This window comes from Adonisia turfae CCMR0081 (genome assembly GCF_011009555.1).
In the GTDB taxonomy this organism is placed as follows: Bacteria; Cyanobacteriota; Cyanobacteriia; order Phormidesmidales; family Phormidesmidaceae; genus Leptothoe; species Leptothoe turfae.
Genome location: NZ_QXHD01000004.1, coordinates 2480752 through 2496997, shown reverse-complemented (window position 1 = coordinate 2496997; position 16246 = coordinate 2480752). Strand labels below are relative to the sequence as shown.

Here is a 16246-nt window from a genome sequence, read left to right as displayed (position 1 = left end):
GAGATCTTGCACCTGGCAAGGAAGCATTAACCCGCCTTGGACTCAAAGTCGCAAGGCTAACTGGCTCAAAACCGCTCAAGCGGTTAAAAAATCCCTAAAAGCTCTCTATTTAGAGCTGCCCAGCCAATCTTGTCCCTTGAGTGGACAGCCTTCAATTAGCGTTGGGTTTTGAACCCAACGTGGGTTTGAGCTTCACAACCGACCTTAGTGCAAGATCTGAGTTATCCCAGTCCGGTTTGCGTGAGTGATAAACCTGAGCATGCCATCGGTTAGGTATCCGCTGGTTCCGTCATCACTTCCTCGTTACACTGATATCGTAGTCATTTTCTTGCCCTTTATCCCATTGCGATGTCGTCTCTTCTACGCCCTCATCACTTTTAGCAGTGTCCTGCTGCTTGCCTCTCCAGCAGTTGCTCAATTGCCACCTATCGTTCAACAATCTAACCACCCTACCGAAGCCGTTTTTGGTTGGCGTCCTAATGCTGAGTACCCCTGCGGCAGGCTGATGTGCAGTAATGTCTACCTCTATGGTTCAACGGGGATTAGTTTTAGCGTTGCAGGCCCAACTCAAGTAGCCGCTCCCGATGCTCAAACCCTGGATGTCGAGACCCGTTCTAAGCTTGTGCAGCGAAGCTTTCGGGAAGTGTTGCGTACAGTTCAGCAACAGGAGGATGTTCAGAAAACCTTGGTAACAGTTAACAGTTACTGGATTGACTTGTTCCGAGCACGAACTAAACTGCACCCGAGCACCCCCAGGGTGGAAGTGGGGTTTGAAAATGATCAGACGGTCGTGTTTTTGCCTGCTCAGCCAGAGTATAGGCTCCAGCAGCAATCCTTAGTGACTGTTAATGAGTTTGATGCGTTACATAATGGTCAAGACAAAGAACTTCTAGCCGCAGACTGGCAAGAGAAAATTCGCAACGGCCTTAGCCATAGGCTATGGGAACAATCATTTGATCAGCAGTACCCATGGGCGAGACCGCTGATCATGCTCACAGTCCTTACCTTGGCCGCTCTCCTTATCGCTAGCTTTGAGCATGTGCGTCGCTGGTTGCGTCATCGCAAGCGTACCCTGCGCAAACGCCTCAAAGCTTCAGAAAAAGAACTCCAACAGTCAATTACGGTGGCCCCTGAGTCTAGCAACCCAGAGACCACTCAGCCCCCCGCCGACCCATCGGCCCAGCAGTCGCTCCAACTTCGCTTTGATCGGGCCTTCAATCCGCTGATTGCAGTAACCGAGGCGGGTCAGTCGATGAATCAATTGTGGATCAACTTTTCTACGGGATTTCTCAAAGAACAAACTCTACTTAAGCAACGGCTTAATCTGATAAAGTTTGTTGTGCGTTTGGTCTTTTGGCTAGAGGTGTGTACCGGCTTTGGAGCAGGTGGTGTAATTGCACGGCTATATCCAATGACCCGACCCTATGCCCCCTATCTCTTCAGCCAGGCAATTTGGGTACCCATTATCTGGCTAGTGATGGGCCTGCTCGACACGGTGGTTGACATTGAGATTGACTATCACCTCAATCAGTGGGGGAAAGTGACCCAGCTCGAAGATCCCAATTCCAGCCGGGTTGCGTTGCGCGTTAGCACCTATTCTCCTGCTCTCAAAAGTGCCACGACTATTTTTTTTATAGCCCTTGGCATTTACCTCACTATCCAGGCTTTGGGGATTAATCCCACGGTACTCGCTAGTGTTGGTGCGATCGCAGTTGTAGCAGCCGTTGTTTCGCGAGATGTCCTGCAAGATATGCTCAATGGTGCGGTAATTCTATGGACCGACCGATTTGTCTTGGGAGATGTGATTACAATTGGCGAATATTCTGGTCTAGTCGAGCACATGAGTTTATTTACGACCCAACTTCGCGATCCTGAAGGCCGATTGATTACTATTCCAAACGGTCAAATCTCTACTATTGCAAACCTTACTAAAGACTGGTCGCGGATTGACTTCACCATCGAGATTGCCTATGACGCTGATATCAAGCAAGCCCTTGAGCTCATTCGCACGGTTGCTGACACCCTGTTTGCCGATCCCCGATGGCAAGACAAAATTCTAGAACCCGCTTCTGTTCTTGGTGTTGATCACATCTCCCATGCTGGTATCTTGATCCGAGTATGGATCAAAACCCAAGCGATGCAACAATGGCCCGTTGGACGAGAGTTTCGCCTGCGCCTTAAACAAGCCTTTGACAAGGCCAATATTCAGATTGGTCTGCCGCAGCACAAGATTTTGTTGGACTATGGCATAGATTCTGGTCAAGCCACCAGATAGACCCATGGCAATGACACAAAACAGAACAGAGAACCGCTTTGGTCTAACTATATTTATAATTCCCTAACAGCGCCATCATCCAGAATATGTCCGAATTATGGCGTTTTATACTGAATGCCGCCAAATCCCTTACACCTTTCAAGTCATTGAAGACGATGGGGTGAATGCTTTTGCCACATTGGGAGGATTTGTATATCTCAATACAGGTTTGCTACAAACGGCAGATAATGAGGCACAGCTAGCCAGTGTGATCGCCTACGAAATTGCCCACGTAGACCGTCGTCATGCGGTTCAACAACTGCAGCAGGCAGCGATCGCCCAGGGCATTTTGATGGCAGGGGGGGTAGATCAAAGTGCAGCGATCGCACTCGGTGTGGAGTTAGCCCTACATCGCCCTAACAGCATTTTGTAGGCTAACGTTCGCAATACGACTCCCATCGAGAACTATCAGCTTTCCCAGTTACAGGGAACTTCACCTCTTGCATAACAACTCTTTAGATGCGTTAAGAAATCAGAGGTAATTCCGATTTTGTCTGCACGATATAATAACTCAAGATCATCAGCGATATACGAACAAATCTCATGGTGATTGGTGATTTTTGACAATTTCACGAAAATATCTTCTAAGTCAAAAGGTTCTTCTACTTCTGGGACGGCTTCACTCTGCTTACACCAGGCATTGTCAAAGGCACCCGAATCTCGCTTATCCAAAATTTCATTAAGCTCTGAGGAACTTAAATGCACTAAATTTTCGATGAGTTTGTCCATAGAATGGATACACATTGATTTCCTATGTTCTACCAATCAAAAAGACTGCTATAGCTGCCGTTGCCAACACTGCCCAAATACCTTTATGCCAATCCCATAATCGCCGTCCATTAAAACTGAAAAATGGGAAAAACGGCATAACAATATCGAACAGGATCAACGGTTTACCTACTAAAAGCAGTATCTTTAGCCAGGCGGTAGAGAATAAACCTAACTGAGATATCGTCCAAGTACCCCATAGGATGAGCAACACTGGAAGAGTGCCAGCTAAGGCCATTCGACCCAACTTGGGCAGCAAGTCTCGATAGCGCCACTGGGTTGTTGTGGGATAAACGCTGCCGGGTATGGGGTACATTGCGCCCGCAAAGATTAGAGCAATGGCTGCACTGAGCATAAATCCGGATTCCCAGGCACGAAACCGGACTGCCAACCCTTGCTGGCGTGCCATCAGCACCATGCCCAAATATCGCACACCAAACAACAGCATCACTATCGGTGGTAGTTGCCACCACATCCATGGATCAACTGCTATGGAATCGCCCAGTCGCCACCACATCAATAGCCCAATCAGAGAGTTGGCTATAATCGTTCCCCACCACTGCAATGTGGGACTATCTGATGACTGCGGGGCAGGACGTGCCCATATAAAATGACCTAGATCAAAATAATGAGAGAGCTTTGTCCATACAGCAAATGTTGCTAGACCATAGCGTCGAAACTGCATTCCAGGGGACAGGATCTTAAATCCACGGGTAGAAAATAGTTTACTGGAGCTAGTATTAAAGCCCTCAACGGTAACCAGAATCTCATCACATCCCTGTTGCTCAAAGAAATCAAATCCAGCCTCAACCAAACGCTGCCCCAAGCCCTGACCACGCACCTCTGGTGCTGTAAATAGCCATGAAATCGAGCCTGCTTTACGATGGTGGGGGAGGGCAAACAGTTTGAGGACAATCGCTCCCAATAGTTGACCATCTCCCTCGGCAACTAGGACGTTGGGTGTCCATGAAAAAGCCAGTTGATCGGAAAGTGAAAAAGCTCGACACATAAGAGCATGTACACTGCGTCGCTCGTTATCTTCTATGGGACGAATAACAACATCGAATACTTGAGCCACAGTGTACTTCTCCTGATCGGGGTGGTTAACGATGTCCCATCAATTGTACGCGCATCTGAATAAATTGAGCCGCCTTAGACTTGATCAAGCGTTAGGGGGCTAGGTTGTTTGCCATCGATATCAGTAATCCCATAATCCATAGCTAATTGGGCGGCAACTAAAACCTTGCCTGACTTTGCCATGATAGTTGGGGCTAATGCCAAAGCAGCAATCACTCTTCCTAAAAACTGGGGAGACTCAGAATTACGTAAATCCAGGTATTCTGCTGCTCGCATGACTCTTTCCGTTCGAACCAATCCCGGATAAAGAGAAACCACGGCTACTTGATAAGGCTGAAAATCATGGGCCGTGTCTGCTGTTAACCGGTCGGTGGCTGCTTTGGATACACCGTAGCAGACAGGGCTTCCTTATTTTGATGGTTTGTTACGATAGATTCAACGCCACATCTTCAGGTCACATTTCCCTTTTTTAAGTTTGAGGACAAACCATGAGGAACTTGTGAAGCTCTCTAAAGCGGATCCCCCCACAAGTTCCTCAACTTTTTTGTTGAAACTTGGAAGTAAGCAATGGGATGTATCTTCGCCGCCAATGATGACGGCTCATAATTCTGTTGTGTGCAACGGCGACCGAAGACGAACAGACACTCTTTGTAGTATGTGGGAGGTTTCCTATGTTGAATCAAAAAATTGTTCTTCTAGATGGCTCAGGCGTAGGTGATGAATCCCTATCCCTGATATTAGACCTTCTGTTGAATGAGCTGCACCGTAGTGGCGCAACGGTGCAGACTTTTCCATTGAGAGACATCAAAATGGGCACCTGTATCGGCTGCTTTGGCTGCTGGGTAAAAACGCCGGGCATCTGTCTGGAGCCTGATGCAGGGCGTGATATTACTCAGGCAGTCATCCAGAGTGATCTGACCATCCTCTTTACTCCTGTTACATTTGGGGGATATTCATCGGAAATCAAAAAAAGTCAAGATCGCCGGATACCGCTAGTTCTTCCTGATTTTGGCATTTATCATGGTGAATTTCATCACCACCCCCGGTATTCAAAAAATCCGCGACTGGTCGGCATTGGCGTCCAGCATCAGTCGAATGACGCGGAAGCCAACCTGTTTAAGCTGCTGGTTGGGCGCAACGCCCTCAACTCTCATGCTCCCACCTATGCTGCCGACGTTGTCTTAAGTACGGATGCTCCAGAAGATGTGCGCCAGCAACTTCAATCCGTGCTGGTTAGAAATGATAATCTTCCGTCAAGTAAGGTGGTTGCCTCGCTAATGCCAACAGTGACAGCTGGCGTTGACACTCCAACCCTGGGTGGCCCAGGTCGGGCTTTACTGATCATCGGTAGCCCCAAGGTTAAATCCCCCAGCACCTCCGGCGTCTTGGGCGGATATGTGTTGGCGCAACTCAATCAGCGGGGGTGGGAAACCGAGTCATTAACACTCAGGAAAAACCTTTTACAGGGCGAGGGGCAAGCGGAATTTTTGGCGGCTGTGGACCGAGCTGAGCTGATACTGTTGGCGTTTCCACTGTATGTCGATTCACTCCCATTCCTGGTGATGAAGTCACTTGAGGTGATGGCTAAGCATCTCTCCACCGACCCACCGGAAAGTCCGAAACGGCTTTTTGCGATCGCTAACAATGGATTTCCCGAAGCCCATCACAATGCGCTAGCGTTAGCTATCTGTCAACGCTTTGCCATTGATACGGGGCTGATTTGGTTAGGAGGGCTGGCGCTGGGAGCCGGAGAAGCGTTGTTTGGAGGTCAACCTATCAAGGGAACTGAGCGCGAGGGGCCACCAGTAGAGCATGTTATCCAGGCCCTGGATATCACCAGTGCAGCCCTGGCGGATGGGCAAATGGTTCCACCTGAAGCCGCCAAGCTGATGACAAAAACACCGATTCCCTTTATGCCCTTCAGTCTGTGGCGATGGCTGTTTATCAAATTGGCCCAACGGCACTGGCGGCAAAGTGCGGCTGAAAATCAAGTTGGCGAGAAAGAACTGTTCGCCCAACCTTATGCAAGAGTAAGGCCATGACTACTGGTGATTTTTGATGTGATGGCATTTGATGTGATGGCGTCACTCCGTTGTTCCGTTTAGGCTTGATCAAGTGTTAGCGGTCTAGGTTGTTTTCCATCGATATCAGTAATCCCATAATCCATGGCTAATTGCGCGGCAACTAAAACCTTACCTGACTTTTCCATGATAGTTGGGTCTGATGTCAAGGCCGCAACCACTTTTCCTAAAAACTGGGGAGATTCAGAATTACTTAAATCCAGGTATTCCGCCGCTCGCATGACTCTTTCTGTTCGAACCAGCCCCGGATAAAGAGAGACCACTGCCACTTGATAAGGCTGCAAATCATGTGAGGTGTCTGCCGTTAACCGATCGGTGGCCGCTTTGGATACCCCGTAGCAGACGTTGCCACTATACTTTTGTCCTGCCCAATGCGAAATATTGACGATGAGTCCTGACTGTTGAGTGACCATTATTTTCGCTGCCAGACGACTGGCGATCCAATGGGCTCGAACCCCGGCAGCAAACATGGAATCCCACTGTGATGAGAGTTGCTCCCAGAAGGGATACTCCCAGACATATTCCCCCTTCTCGTTGAACAGGGTTTCATACCCACCCCACACGTTATTGACAAGGATATCAAGGCGGTTTTGATCCTGTTCAATTTGCTCAAAAACTTTCTTGACTTCACTGTCGTTTGTATGATCGCAGCGAACAGCTATGCAGATGCCGCCTTGCTGTCTGATCTCTTCTTCTGTTTGCTGAAGTCCGCCAGGAAGCCCATTCTTACTATCTCCCTGATTCATTGTTCTTCCTGTGACATAAACGGTAGCTCCTGCTTCCGCTAGGCCAATGGCAATTCCTTTGCCGTTGCCACGGCTTGCCCCCGTCACCAGAGCAATTTTTCCTAATAGTTTGTTCGTTCTCATTGCCATTCTCTGTCCCATAAATCAAACTACGTCTTCAGTTTGCCCGACCCAAGTTTTAAGTGTGAACGCAAAATATGAGCAACTTGTGAGGTTATGAGGTGAACCTATCGTCTAACTGAGCTGATGTTTGGCGGCTCTGGCGTGCCAAACTCTTCTCGTCGCAGGATAGAAATATGCTCACCAGTAGAGGTTTCTGTTGAGTCAATCATGTAACCGGTTGGAGTGTTAAATTGAAACCACAATTGCTCACTCAACAATTTAGCCAGTAATTCTTATCAATCATGACACCACAAGGCAAGGTTAACAAACGAAGTTACTATTTAGATATTGCTCGGGGTTTTGCTGTATTTGGCATGTTTACCCAGCATTGCATGATTGTCCATGAAGTGTCTGGCGGCGAAGGAGACAGCTTATTAGCGAATCTTTTTGTCTTCTTAGGGACGGCTCCTGCTGCTCCAGTATTTATGCTACTGATGGGAGCATTTTTAATAAAATCAAAGGCAAGTACGCGCCAAAATATATGGCGGGGGATTAAGCTACTGATACTTGGGATTATTTTAAACCTACTGCGATTCACGATCCCTGTGCTCATCGCGATATCGCTATATGGCAGGGATAACCTTAACTTAGCTGAAGGTGAGACTCTTCTAACCCTGCTATTTGCTGTTGATATTTTTCATCTGGCTGGCTTATCTCTAATTTTCTGCACCTTGATCAAAAAAATAACTGATCAAAAAAATACGATACCTTTGCTGATTCTCACTGTACTTTTAGCTTCTCCGTTCTTGTGGGGTAGATTCGGTAGTAATCCATTTTTTGATCCTTTTTGGGGAGAGGCTAACACTGTCTATTTCCCATTTTTTCCATGGATAATTTATCCACTATTAGGCATGTATCTCAGCCGGTATTTGCTCAGTGGTGACAGGCTCAAGAGTAGCCTACGGAAAATGGGCTGGTATGGTTTTGCCCTAAGCGCTTTGGGAGTAGTTATATTTCTTTTAAGTGCTGTTGGAGTTTTAGCATTCGATATTCTTTCCCCTACGGGCGATTACTATCGAAGTGGCGCAAGCATCCATTTGTTAATGATTGGGTTCGTTTTGGTATGGTTTAGCGTTTGCCATTGGCTGGAACAAACGTTGAGCAGTGAAAATCGAATCATCAAGGTGCTGATTTATTGGAGTAAGAACGTTACCGCGATATATTTTGTGCAGTGGGTGCTTTTTGGGTGGAGTATGTTGATCCTTGATACTAGTAAGCTCAATGCCGTTGATGCAGCGCTTGTTGGCTTAATTGTTCTTTTGCTCACCCATTTTTCCGTGAAGCGGGCGGGTGTGAGAAAATTATTTGCGTGGGTTTAGTTCTCTACTCCAGCAGCAAATAGAACGCTGCGATCGCAAGCAGCACCGTCACATACGAGACTACTTTGTGAATAGCCGCAATCACTGTTGGTGCGGATTTGACTGCACTCAGCACGCTACCCGATGCAATCATGACAACAAATGCCAGAACCGCAAGTGATATAATCAGCCATGCGCTCTCCCCCAATGCTGATGTCTTGTAAATTTTGTAGATGTTTACCCCAAGGAAGACCAGTATTCCAGTTGCAACCAGCTTATGCGCTGTAAAAAGAGCCACACCATATGGCCTACCGAAATGGGTCAAATAGAAGCCGGTTCCAAAAACCAGCAGAAATGCAACTGCTACACCGATCATGCGCAAACCGTTTTCACTCATCGTCTTTTTCACTAGAAAAGAAGCCGCTTTGCGATCATTTTGTGATCATATTCATGGGTTGCTCCTTCTCACATTGTTAAAACATCAGACTGGAATAATCCCCAGGACACCCAATATTGCCACGATAAATCCAACCACGCCTAGCAGGCTAAGATACTTTAGCTCTTCCCTCACATAGCGAAAAGCACTAAAAAAAGAAAAGAACGAAAAATAAAATAGAAATGCCGGAATATCTTGAACAAATCCTAGAAATCCCAGAAATCCTAGAAATCCCAAAAAGCCAAGCCAGGACTTCTTTCGATTAAGGTTGTTCCGATTTAAGTTGTTCATATGGTTCAGCTCAAGTTGGCGTTCTTATCCTTTCAGTATGAAAATAAAGCATGAGGAACTTGTGAGGAAATCACTCACTGCTGACTAGCGCCGTATCATGGGCCAGGCGACCGTCTTCCATATGGACAATGCGATCGGCAATGTCGAGAATGCGAGTGTCGTGGGTGACGAGCAAAATTGTGCCGCCTTGTTGTTTGGCTAAACGCTGCATAATGTCGACCACATCACGGCCAGACTTACTATCCAGCGCGGCGGTGGGTTCATCGGCAAGGACAATTTTCGGTTCGCTGACCAGGGCTCGTGCGATCGCAACCCGCTGTTTCTGCCCCCCCGACAAACTATCTGGATAGTAGCTAACCCGATCGCCCATACCAACTGCCTCCAGAATTGCCTGAGCGCGATCAATCCGGTCCTCAAGCAACAGATTGTCATGTAGCCGCAGTGACATGCCCACATTCTGCTGTGCCGTCAAACAAGCCAACAAATTATGGGCCTGAAAAATAAACCCAATCTGGTTACGCACCTGCACCAGCTGCTGTTTCCTCGCCCCAAGTAACTCTTGCCCCAGGATATTAACACTGCCTTCCTGCACAGACCGTAGCCCCGCAATCAACGTCAGCAAGGTGGTTTTGCCACTACCAGACGGGCCAGTTAACAGGACAATTTCCCCTGCACAGATATCTAAATCTACATCGAACAAAACCGGCTTGCGTAATTCGCCCTTGCCAAAGGCATGGTTGAGATGACGAACGGTAACAACAGGTTGAGAAAACATGGCTTGAAAGTGAGTTTTGAATTTTGAGTTTTAGACTCGGAGCTTCAAACGGTAAGTAGTGGGTAATGGACTGGAACTAAGAACTAAGAACTAAGAACTAAAAGACATCTGCCGGATCCGCAGACTGCAGTTTTCGCATGGCAATGGCTGCTGAAATCATGCACATTGCCACCGTGGCCGTAAACACTTGCAATGTCACCCCCAATCGCATGCCAAGGGGAATCTTCGTTAAATAAGCCAGCAACTGATACATCCCTAACGAAACCCCATAACCAGGCAAAAAACCTAATATTGCTAGAATCGCCGCTTCTTGAAAGACTACCATCAACAGTCTTCGATCAGAGTAACCCATGGCTTTAAGGGTGGCATATTCTGACAAATGGTCGTTAACGTCGGAGTACAACACCTGATTAACAATCACAATGCCAACCACCAGGCCCATAACCGCTCCAAAATTGAAGATAACCCCTGAGGGTTGACTCGCCCAGAAGCCGACCTCAATTTGAATAAATTCTTCAGGGGTAAGTACTTTAACCTCTTTGGGTAAACGGGTATCAAGGGCTTGTCGAACAGTTTCAAGATCGGCATCAGGTTCCAGAATTAATGCCCCTACATTGACCGTTTCCAAACTATCTGGGCCAGTAAAGCGTAAATAGTTGGAATCGCTGGTGATCAGATGCCCCTCAGTAAAAATGCTACTCCCCAGGGTAAACAATCCTTCCACCTTAATGCGATGCCCTGAGAGTTCGGTGGTTACCGATTTGCCTTGATCCAGGGTCTCCGCAACAGGGCCAACTTTGGGCTGAGTTTTTCGATCAAGCAAGATTACATTGGGCAGTTTAATCTTGTCGAGCTGCTGATCAACTTCGGGTAAATCCAAGACAGGATGGGCAGGATCAAATGCGAGCACCATCACATCAGTGCTTTCGCCATCCCAGGGATTTATCCACGCACCCCCACCAAAATAGAACGGCTTAGCAGAGGCCACCCCTTCAACGGCATTGGCCTGATATAGGTGACGTCGAGAGAATGTTTGCCCGAAGTACAAGGCCTCTGTACGCTGGCTCAGCAACACCAGATCGGCCCGCAGATTTTTGTGGACAAAGGTGGAGCCCTCAAACAACATGCTCTGAAAGCCCAGCATGGTGAAAATCAAAATATCGGCAAAGGCCACTCCCGTTAGAGCAACCAATAAGCGTACTTTTTGATGGCTCAGCTGCGCCCAGCCTAGGGGCGGCTCCTGACGTAAATGCTGGAACAATATCTGGAAAGCAGGAGACTTCATCAGCCCACCTCTCAGCGTTCTACATTGATTGTGATGCGTACCTGCAGATTGGTCAGACCTGCCACCTTATCGTTATCTTCCGGATCAATCCGCACCTTCACTTCAACCACCCGTGCATCTTTATCTGCCGCCGGGTCGGCATCGATCACATCTTGTTTTTTGATTTGCATGCCCACATGGTCAATGGTGCCTCGGATCTCACCCTCAAAACCACCATGTTCGCTAATCACGGCAGCTCGCTGTCCTGGCTGTACCAGACCCACATCGGTTTCATAGACTTCTGCGATCGCATACATCTGAGCGGTGCGCCCCAGTTCCACAATGCCCTGGCTGGTATTGACCTGCTCCCCCACACGGGTGTTGATTTTCAGAATTTGGCCTGCCACCGGTACCCGTACATAGTAGTCTTCCAGTTCGGCTTTGATGCGATTTACCTGTGCGATCGCATGCTCCACTTCTGCCTGGGCTACGTGCAAGTCAACCGGACGAACTTCCTCAAGTTTGGCCAATAAGGCCTGCTCATGTCGAATTCGTTCTTGCAGAGTGGATACCGTATTTTCTAAATGGGCCTCAGCTTCACTTAAGGCTGCTTGAGTCGTTTCGAAAGTCTCCTGTCGTTCATCTAGTGCCATTGTTTCAACAGCCCCTGATTGATGGAGCTGGTGATACCGCTGATAGGTTTGTTTCGCGTGTCTGAGTTCAGCTTCAGCACTGGTAATTTCAGCCTGTCGTTCAATGGTTTCAGTACGGAGCTGGGCTTTGAGCTGATTAATCACGGCTTGTTGGGCGGCGATGTCTGCTATCTTGGCATCCCCAGTTTCAATTTGGGCTTGTCTGGCCTGATAGATGACCACATTCTGTTGTGCCTCTGTTAATTCGGCCTGTTTTTTATCCAGTCCTTGCAAAATAGCGATTACCTTGCCAGCCTCTACCCAATCTCCTTCTTCAACAAAGAGCTGGTTCACACGACTATCCTGAGCATTCGCTACCGAAAGCTTAATCACCTCCCCTTGAGGTTCCAGCCGTCCCAGGGCAGTCACTGCTTTAGCAGGCAGAATTTCGACCTGGGTATCCTGCGCCAATTTCTGCTCTTGTGCCTGAGACAGAACAAAATAGGTACCTGTTGTCCCCACCAGTAGGATGGCTATCGTACCTGTGACCCAATCCTGGGGAAATAGTTTGCGATGAAGAATACGAGCCATTGTGCCAACCCTCTAATGTGGTGTTGACTTTGTTGACGGTTTAGAATCTCCATTTAGATTTTACGTTAGAGTAAATATACTTAAGAGGGAAACCTTACAAGTCTTATCGCTATCAAACTCGATACTCCCAGGCACCTGGGTTAAAGCTCAAATATCGCAGCACCGAGGAGAATTCCATGGATCGCGAAGAGCTATTAGAACGATACGCGGCTGGAGAACGAGATTTCAGCAAAGTTAATCTGAGTGGAGTAAATTTGGCTGGAGCAAAACTCAGCGGTATTAATTTAATCCGGGCTGATTTGTCCCATACTATCCTGGAAAATGCCAATCTGAGTGGTGCCTTTCTAGTCATGGCCAATCTGAGTGGTGCGAATTTACGCAGGACCACTTTGATTGTTGCCAATTTAAGTGGGGCCAATCTCAAACAGGCCAATTTGCAGCATGCTAACCTCTGTGAAGCAGTGCTCACGGGAACGCTTCAGTCCCAGATTGATCTATCTTCAGCCAGCCTAAAAGGAGCCATACTGGCTGGTGCAAATTTACAGCAAGCAAATTTACAGCAGGCAGATCTACGTGGGGCCAATCTCTATGGGGCTGATTTGCAAAATGCTGATCTCAGTCAGGCCAAGCTGACACGCACCAACTTACGTGAGACAAATTTACAAGGAGCAATTTTGCCTGAGATCTGGCTGCAGGAGATTCCCCTGTTGGAACGATTGAGTAAGCCTCAGCATTGGGAGACACCTTGGTAATTGTTATGAAGACAAAAGTTACTTCATAACCTCCCAAGCACGGAGCTGTTCTAGCACAACATTGATGGGATAAGCGATCGCAATCTCGCCTGTCTTAGGTTGGAATCTCCTCAGACCTATTTCCTAGATGGGACGCAAGAGACCCCAACCATCATCTTTATCCTTGAGCCACTATCTAAACTTCGTCATCCTCAAAGATCAAGATTTGGCCACGAAACTCCACATCAGGTATATCCCAAACATTAGGTAATCCGGCCCTCCTTCGAGGCCGACGCAAAACATTGGTGCCGCAATGAATTTGGCCCTCGCGGATGTGATAATACCAACTATCTACAAAATGAATAGTGACCCCTAAATGAGCTGCGATCGCTGCCGTAAACAACTCAAACAGGTCGACCATACCATCATTCACCAAGAGCCGCGTATGATCGCGGCGTAAAATACCACGTGCGTCAAAATGACGCCTGTTGGGGATAATCAATCGGCGTTGAATTTCACGGTCTGAGGCACCGGGGAAACTATCCTTAAAAGCATCAATCACATCTTGTTGATCCATTAAGCCACCATAGGACGCTCGAATGGAGCCAATAGGACTGAACAGGTAAGCGGGAGATACTTTTTCAATCCAGTAATGGGCGCGTGTCATACGATGTTGCCTGATCAGTCGATGGCCGACCTGGGCACGGATGGTACCTGGCACCCCAACGTCTTGCATCGCTGCTTGAACCACTGCAATGGCATCCCTGGGTCGCATACGTGGGCCGTAGGGCTTGGGAACCAGCAGATGATTGTTTAGGACTTGCATATTTGCAATATCCGGCGAATATGCGGTCGTGGGCTGTTGCCAAAATGCTTCCTGAAAGCGATTGATATCATCTACCCTATCCCAGAGAACAGGAATAGGATAAATAGGCACCCCTAACTCTCGTTGTAAATGGACACGGCTTGGCTGTAGAAATTCGCTGTCAATAAAGTCATTGGTACTGTTGTTGCGGGCATCACGCTCTGCCCAAATAATCTCAAAGGGGGTGATGTCAGCCGGATAACGACGCGGCGGTCCTTCCCCTGGGACATAGCCAATTCGGTGTATATTAAACCCATTTCCAGCACTCAACCCTTCGGCTAATTTAATGTAAGTAGCAGGCGGTTCGTGGGATTCGGGTATCTGACCACGCTGGGCGGGAGGATGGTTGTGTAGCCAGGCTTTACCGCGAAAAAGCCGCGTGACCGGAGAACTGCCTTCATTCATCAACCGTGAAAGTACACCGGAGGGGCGGTTGCGGAAAGTATCAGGATGATTGGCAGGGAGCCCAGCCCGATAACGGGTTTCAGCTCGCTGTAGAAGGGCCATTGCTGCCCGTGATGAGGCGTGCAGAACAGAAAAGTCGGACCGTCCATGTGGTACAATAGCCATCATCTCGTCTATGTGACCAACCCGCAGCCATGCCGTATTAATCTCAACAATGGGTTGTTTTTTCTGTTTGGCGAGTACGCGCAGTAGATCGGGATCGACAAATTCACTGCCGTCACCAAAGATAAAATTACCAATGATTATCTTGCCAAGCGGAGCACCAGGAACGGGCGGTGTCGATTCGACATTCCCGCCATAGTTCGCTGAGCTATTCATCTGATTGGCCCGATCAAAGAGACGTTCTGCTGTGTCGCGATTTATTGTAGCGGTCTGTCCAGCAATCTCAGATCGAAGGCCTAAGTCTCTACCACTACCACCGCGTACGACAGTAAATTCAGTAGTTACCTCATCTACAAGGCTCTCCGCTGCTTTCTTCAACCCTCTGATCAGTTCTGCCCGTTCTGGTCTCGCTTCATCAATGGCCCGGTCGAGGGTTTGATTTAATCTAGCAAGCTCCGATCTAAGTCTGCTGAGGGTATCAACCCAAGCCATCACATTAATTTCTTGCCAGGTGGTGTCTATTAATTTCCCAAAGTGATTAAGTCGTTCCGCCACGTCTAGAATTCTCAGTACTCGCTTAGCCCAATCGGTAACTGCGCGAAAGTCAATCCTAAGGACATTTCCATCGGTGGTATTAACGACGATAATCCGCTCCCAAAGATCGTTGTAAAGTCCAATATTGCGTGAACGAAAATGGCTGTTGACAAAATCTTCCAGGTTGTCAGTTACGGTTGCGTTCGTATTTTCATGACGTAGACGAGGAAGATGTAGTATGAGCTGTCGAAAGTGATTTGGCCCTTGTAAAAAACTGTGCTGATACTGGTCCTGTAACCAGGTATCACCATTGCTAATCTCAGGTGGCACCTGGACCATCGGGACCGCCGCCGCCCGTGTAGCATTCTGAACATCAACAAATGACGGATGATTGGCATCGGTGTTGACCATGTAGAGCCGTACCGCTGGTGCCTGTCGATCATCCAAGATAAAGGGGGCAACTGAGAAACGACCGCGATCTTCCTCATGGACTCTGCCAAGGTTATCAACTCGAAATAGTATGAGTTCGAAGCGAGTCTCCTCACGGGCATCTGCTCGATAGGCGAGCTCGAGATTAGATAATCGCCCAAAACTGGCCCCTGCAATTGTCCGAACTTGGAGTGTAAGGTTTAAGCGACCATTAGTGGGGATGGGAGGCAGTTCAAACACCTCAGGCTCTCCTAGCCGCTGGGGAATGATCTGACCTGTACTGTCGGAGAGGCGAATACGGGTATGCATAACACCAGGACAACGGATATGAAGACTCTCGTTGGGACCAAGCGCACCAGCTATCACTTTAATTTGCAGGGGGACTAGTTCATCATCACCACTGTTGGCGGTAGCTAAGCTGTAATCGGCCCGTGGAATTGAGCTGCTGGAGACAGCTGCAGGTAAGCGACGCTGATCGCGGTCAAGATTCGGAACCACAATGGCACCTGGCCAGTTCTGGCGGGCAGTTCGCTCACGCGGGTTTCCCGTGAGTCCTCCATCACGGTCAAAGTCAGCATGGAGCTCAATTCCAGGCATGTGAAACACTCCTTTACAGCGCTTATGGTTCTGGTTCAAATAAAGTCAGTTCCACTTTATTTTTAATGCTTTCTAGCATTGTCGGTAT

At 48.1% G+C, this 16246-nt stretch carries 14 protein-coding genes and 2 pseudogenes; 5 read left to right on the top strand and 11 right to left on the bottom strand.

Annotated elements, in window-relative coordinates; all coding sequences use genetic code 11:
* Nucleotides 1-259 precede the first annotated feature (259 nt).
* The gene (locus DXZ20_RS15065) at nt 260-2275 is read left to right on the top strand and encodes a mechanosensitive ion channel family protein (RefSeq protein WP_163699006.1); all 2016 of its coding nucleotides are present in this window, start codon (nt 260-262) and stop codon (nt 2273-2275) included.
* Between the two features lie 124 nt (nt 2276-2399).
* Nucleotides 2400-2678, top strand: a pseudogene (locus tag DXZ20_RS15060) (M48 family metalloprotease); the annotation flags it as partial.
* Between the two features lie 44 nt (nt 2679-2722).
* Here DXZ20_RS15060 and DXZ20_RS15055 read toward each other — a convergent pair.
* The 4 genes and pseudogenes from DXZ20_RS15055 to DXZ20_RS38235 all read right to left on the bottom strand — a co-directional run.
* The gene (locus tag DXZ20_RS15055; protein ID WP_163699004.1) at nt 2723-3043 is read right to left on the bottom strand and encodes a hypothetical protein; all 321 of its coding nucleotides are present in this window, start codon (nt 3041-3043) and stop codon (nt 2723-2725) included.
* Between the two features lie 22 nt (nt 3044-3065).
* Nucleotides 3066-4160, bottom strand: coding sequence for a GNAT family N-acetyltransferase (locus DXZ20_RS15050; RefSeq protein WP_163699002.1), 1095 nt, complete (start codon nt 4158-4160; stop codon nt 3066-3068).
* Between the two features lie 74 nt (nt 4161-4234).
* Nucleotides 4235-4435, bottom strand: a complete 201-nt coding sequence (locus DXZ20_RS37460; RefSeq protein ID WP_250565764.1) for a hypothetical protein — start codon at nt 4433-4435, stop codon at nt 4235-4237.
* Between the two features lie 3 nt (nt 4436-4438).
* Nucleotides 4439-4546, bottom strand: a pseudogene (locus tag DXZ20_RS38235) (SDR family NAD(P)-dependent oxidoreductase); the annotation flags it as partial.
* A 284-nt stretch (nt 4547-4830) separates the two neighbouring features.
* Between DXZ20_RS38235 and DXZ20_RS15040 the strand changes: the two are divergent.
* On the top strand, nt 4831-6201 hold the full coding sequence (locus DXZ20_RS15040) for an NAD(P)H-dependent oxidoreductase (RefSeq protein ID WP_163699001.1): 1371 nt from the start codon (nt 4831-4833) through the stop codon (nt 6199-6201).
* 59 nt (nt 6202-6260) lie between these two features.
* Here the strand turns inward: DXZ20_RS15040 and DXZ20_RS15035 are convergent, their stop codons facing one another.
* Nucleotides 6261-7109: an SDR family NAD(P)-dependent oxidoreductase gene (locus DXZ20_RS15035; protein ID WP_163698998.1), complete on the bottom strand. Its 849-nt coding sequence runs from the start codon at nt 7107-7109 to the stop codon at nt 6261-6263.
* A 281-nt stretch (nt 7110-7390) separates the two neighbouring features.
* Here DXZ20_RS15035 and DXZ20_RS15030 point away from each other — a divergent pair, with 281 nt between their 5' ends.
* Complete coding sequence (locus tag DXZ20_RS15030) at nt 7391-8467, top strand: acyltransferase family protein (protein WP_163698997.1); 1077 nt, start codon at nt 7391-7393, stop codon at nt 8465-8467.
* Between the two features lie 4 nt (nt 8468-8471).
* Here DXZ20_RS15030 and DXZ20_RS15025 read toward each other — a convergent pair whose 3' ends face one another.
* From DXZ20_RS15025 to DXZ20_RS15005, 5 genes are all read right to left on the bottom strand, one after another.
* Nucleotides 8472-8843 carry a hypothetical protein gene (locus DXZ20_RS15025; RefSeq protein ID WP_163698995.1) on the bottom strand — a complete coding sequence of 124 codons (372 nt, stop codon included), beginning with the start codon at nt 8841-8843 and terminating at the stop codon, nt 8472-8474.
* Between the two features lie 84 nt (nt 8844-8927).
* Nucleotides 8928-9173: a DUF3796 domain-containing protein gene (locus DXZ20_RS15020; protein ID WP_163669273.1), complete on the bottom strand. Its 246-nt coding sequence runs from the start codon at nt 9171-9173 to the stop codon at nt 8928-8930.
* A gap of 70 nt (nt 9174-9243) precedes the next feature.
* Nucleotides 9244-9948: a DevA family ABC transporter ATP-binding protein gene (locus tag DXZ20_RS15015; protein WP_163698994.1), complete on the bottom strand. Its 705-nt coding sequence runs from the start codon at nt 9946-9948 to the stop codon at nt 9244-9246.
* A gap of 97 nt (nt 9949-10045) precedes the next feature.
* Nucleotides 10046-11233 (bottom strand): ABC transporter permease DevC, encoded by a 1188-nt coding sequence (gene devC, locus DXZ20_RS15010; protein ID WP_163698992.1) that lies wholly within the window; start codon nt 11231-11233, stop codon nt 10046-10048.
* Nucleotides 11234-11244: 11 nt separating this feature from the next.
* Entirely contained in the window at nt 11245-12435 is a 1191-nt protein-coding gene (locus tag DXZ20_RS15005; RefSeq protein WP_163698990.1) for an HlyD family efflux transporter periplasmic adaptor subunit, read from the bottom strand.
* Between the two features lie 176 nt (nt 12436-12611).
* Between DXZ20_RS15005 and DXZ20_RS15000 the strand changes: the two genes are divergently transcribed.
* Entirely contained in the window at nt 12612-13187 is a 576-nt protein-coding gene (locus tag DXZ20_RS15000; protein ID WP_163669281.1) for a pentapeptide repeat-containing protein, read from the top strand.
* Between the two features lie 175 nt (nt 13188-13362).
* On the opposite strand, the gene DXZ20_RS14995 is transcribed toward DXZ20_RS15000, so the two are convergent.
* Nucleotides 13363-16158, bottom strand: coding sequence for a protein-arginine deiminase family protein (locus DXZ20_RS14995; RefSeq protein WP_163698989.1), 2796 nt, complete (start codon nt 16156-16158; stop codon nt 13363-13365).
* Nucleotides 16159-16246 lie beyond the last annotated feature (88 nt).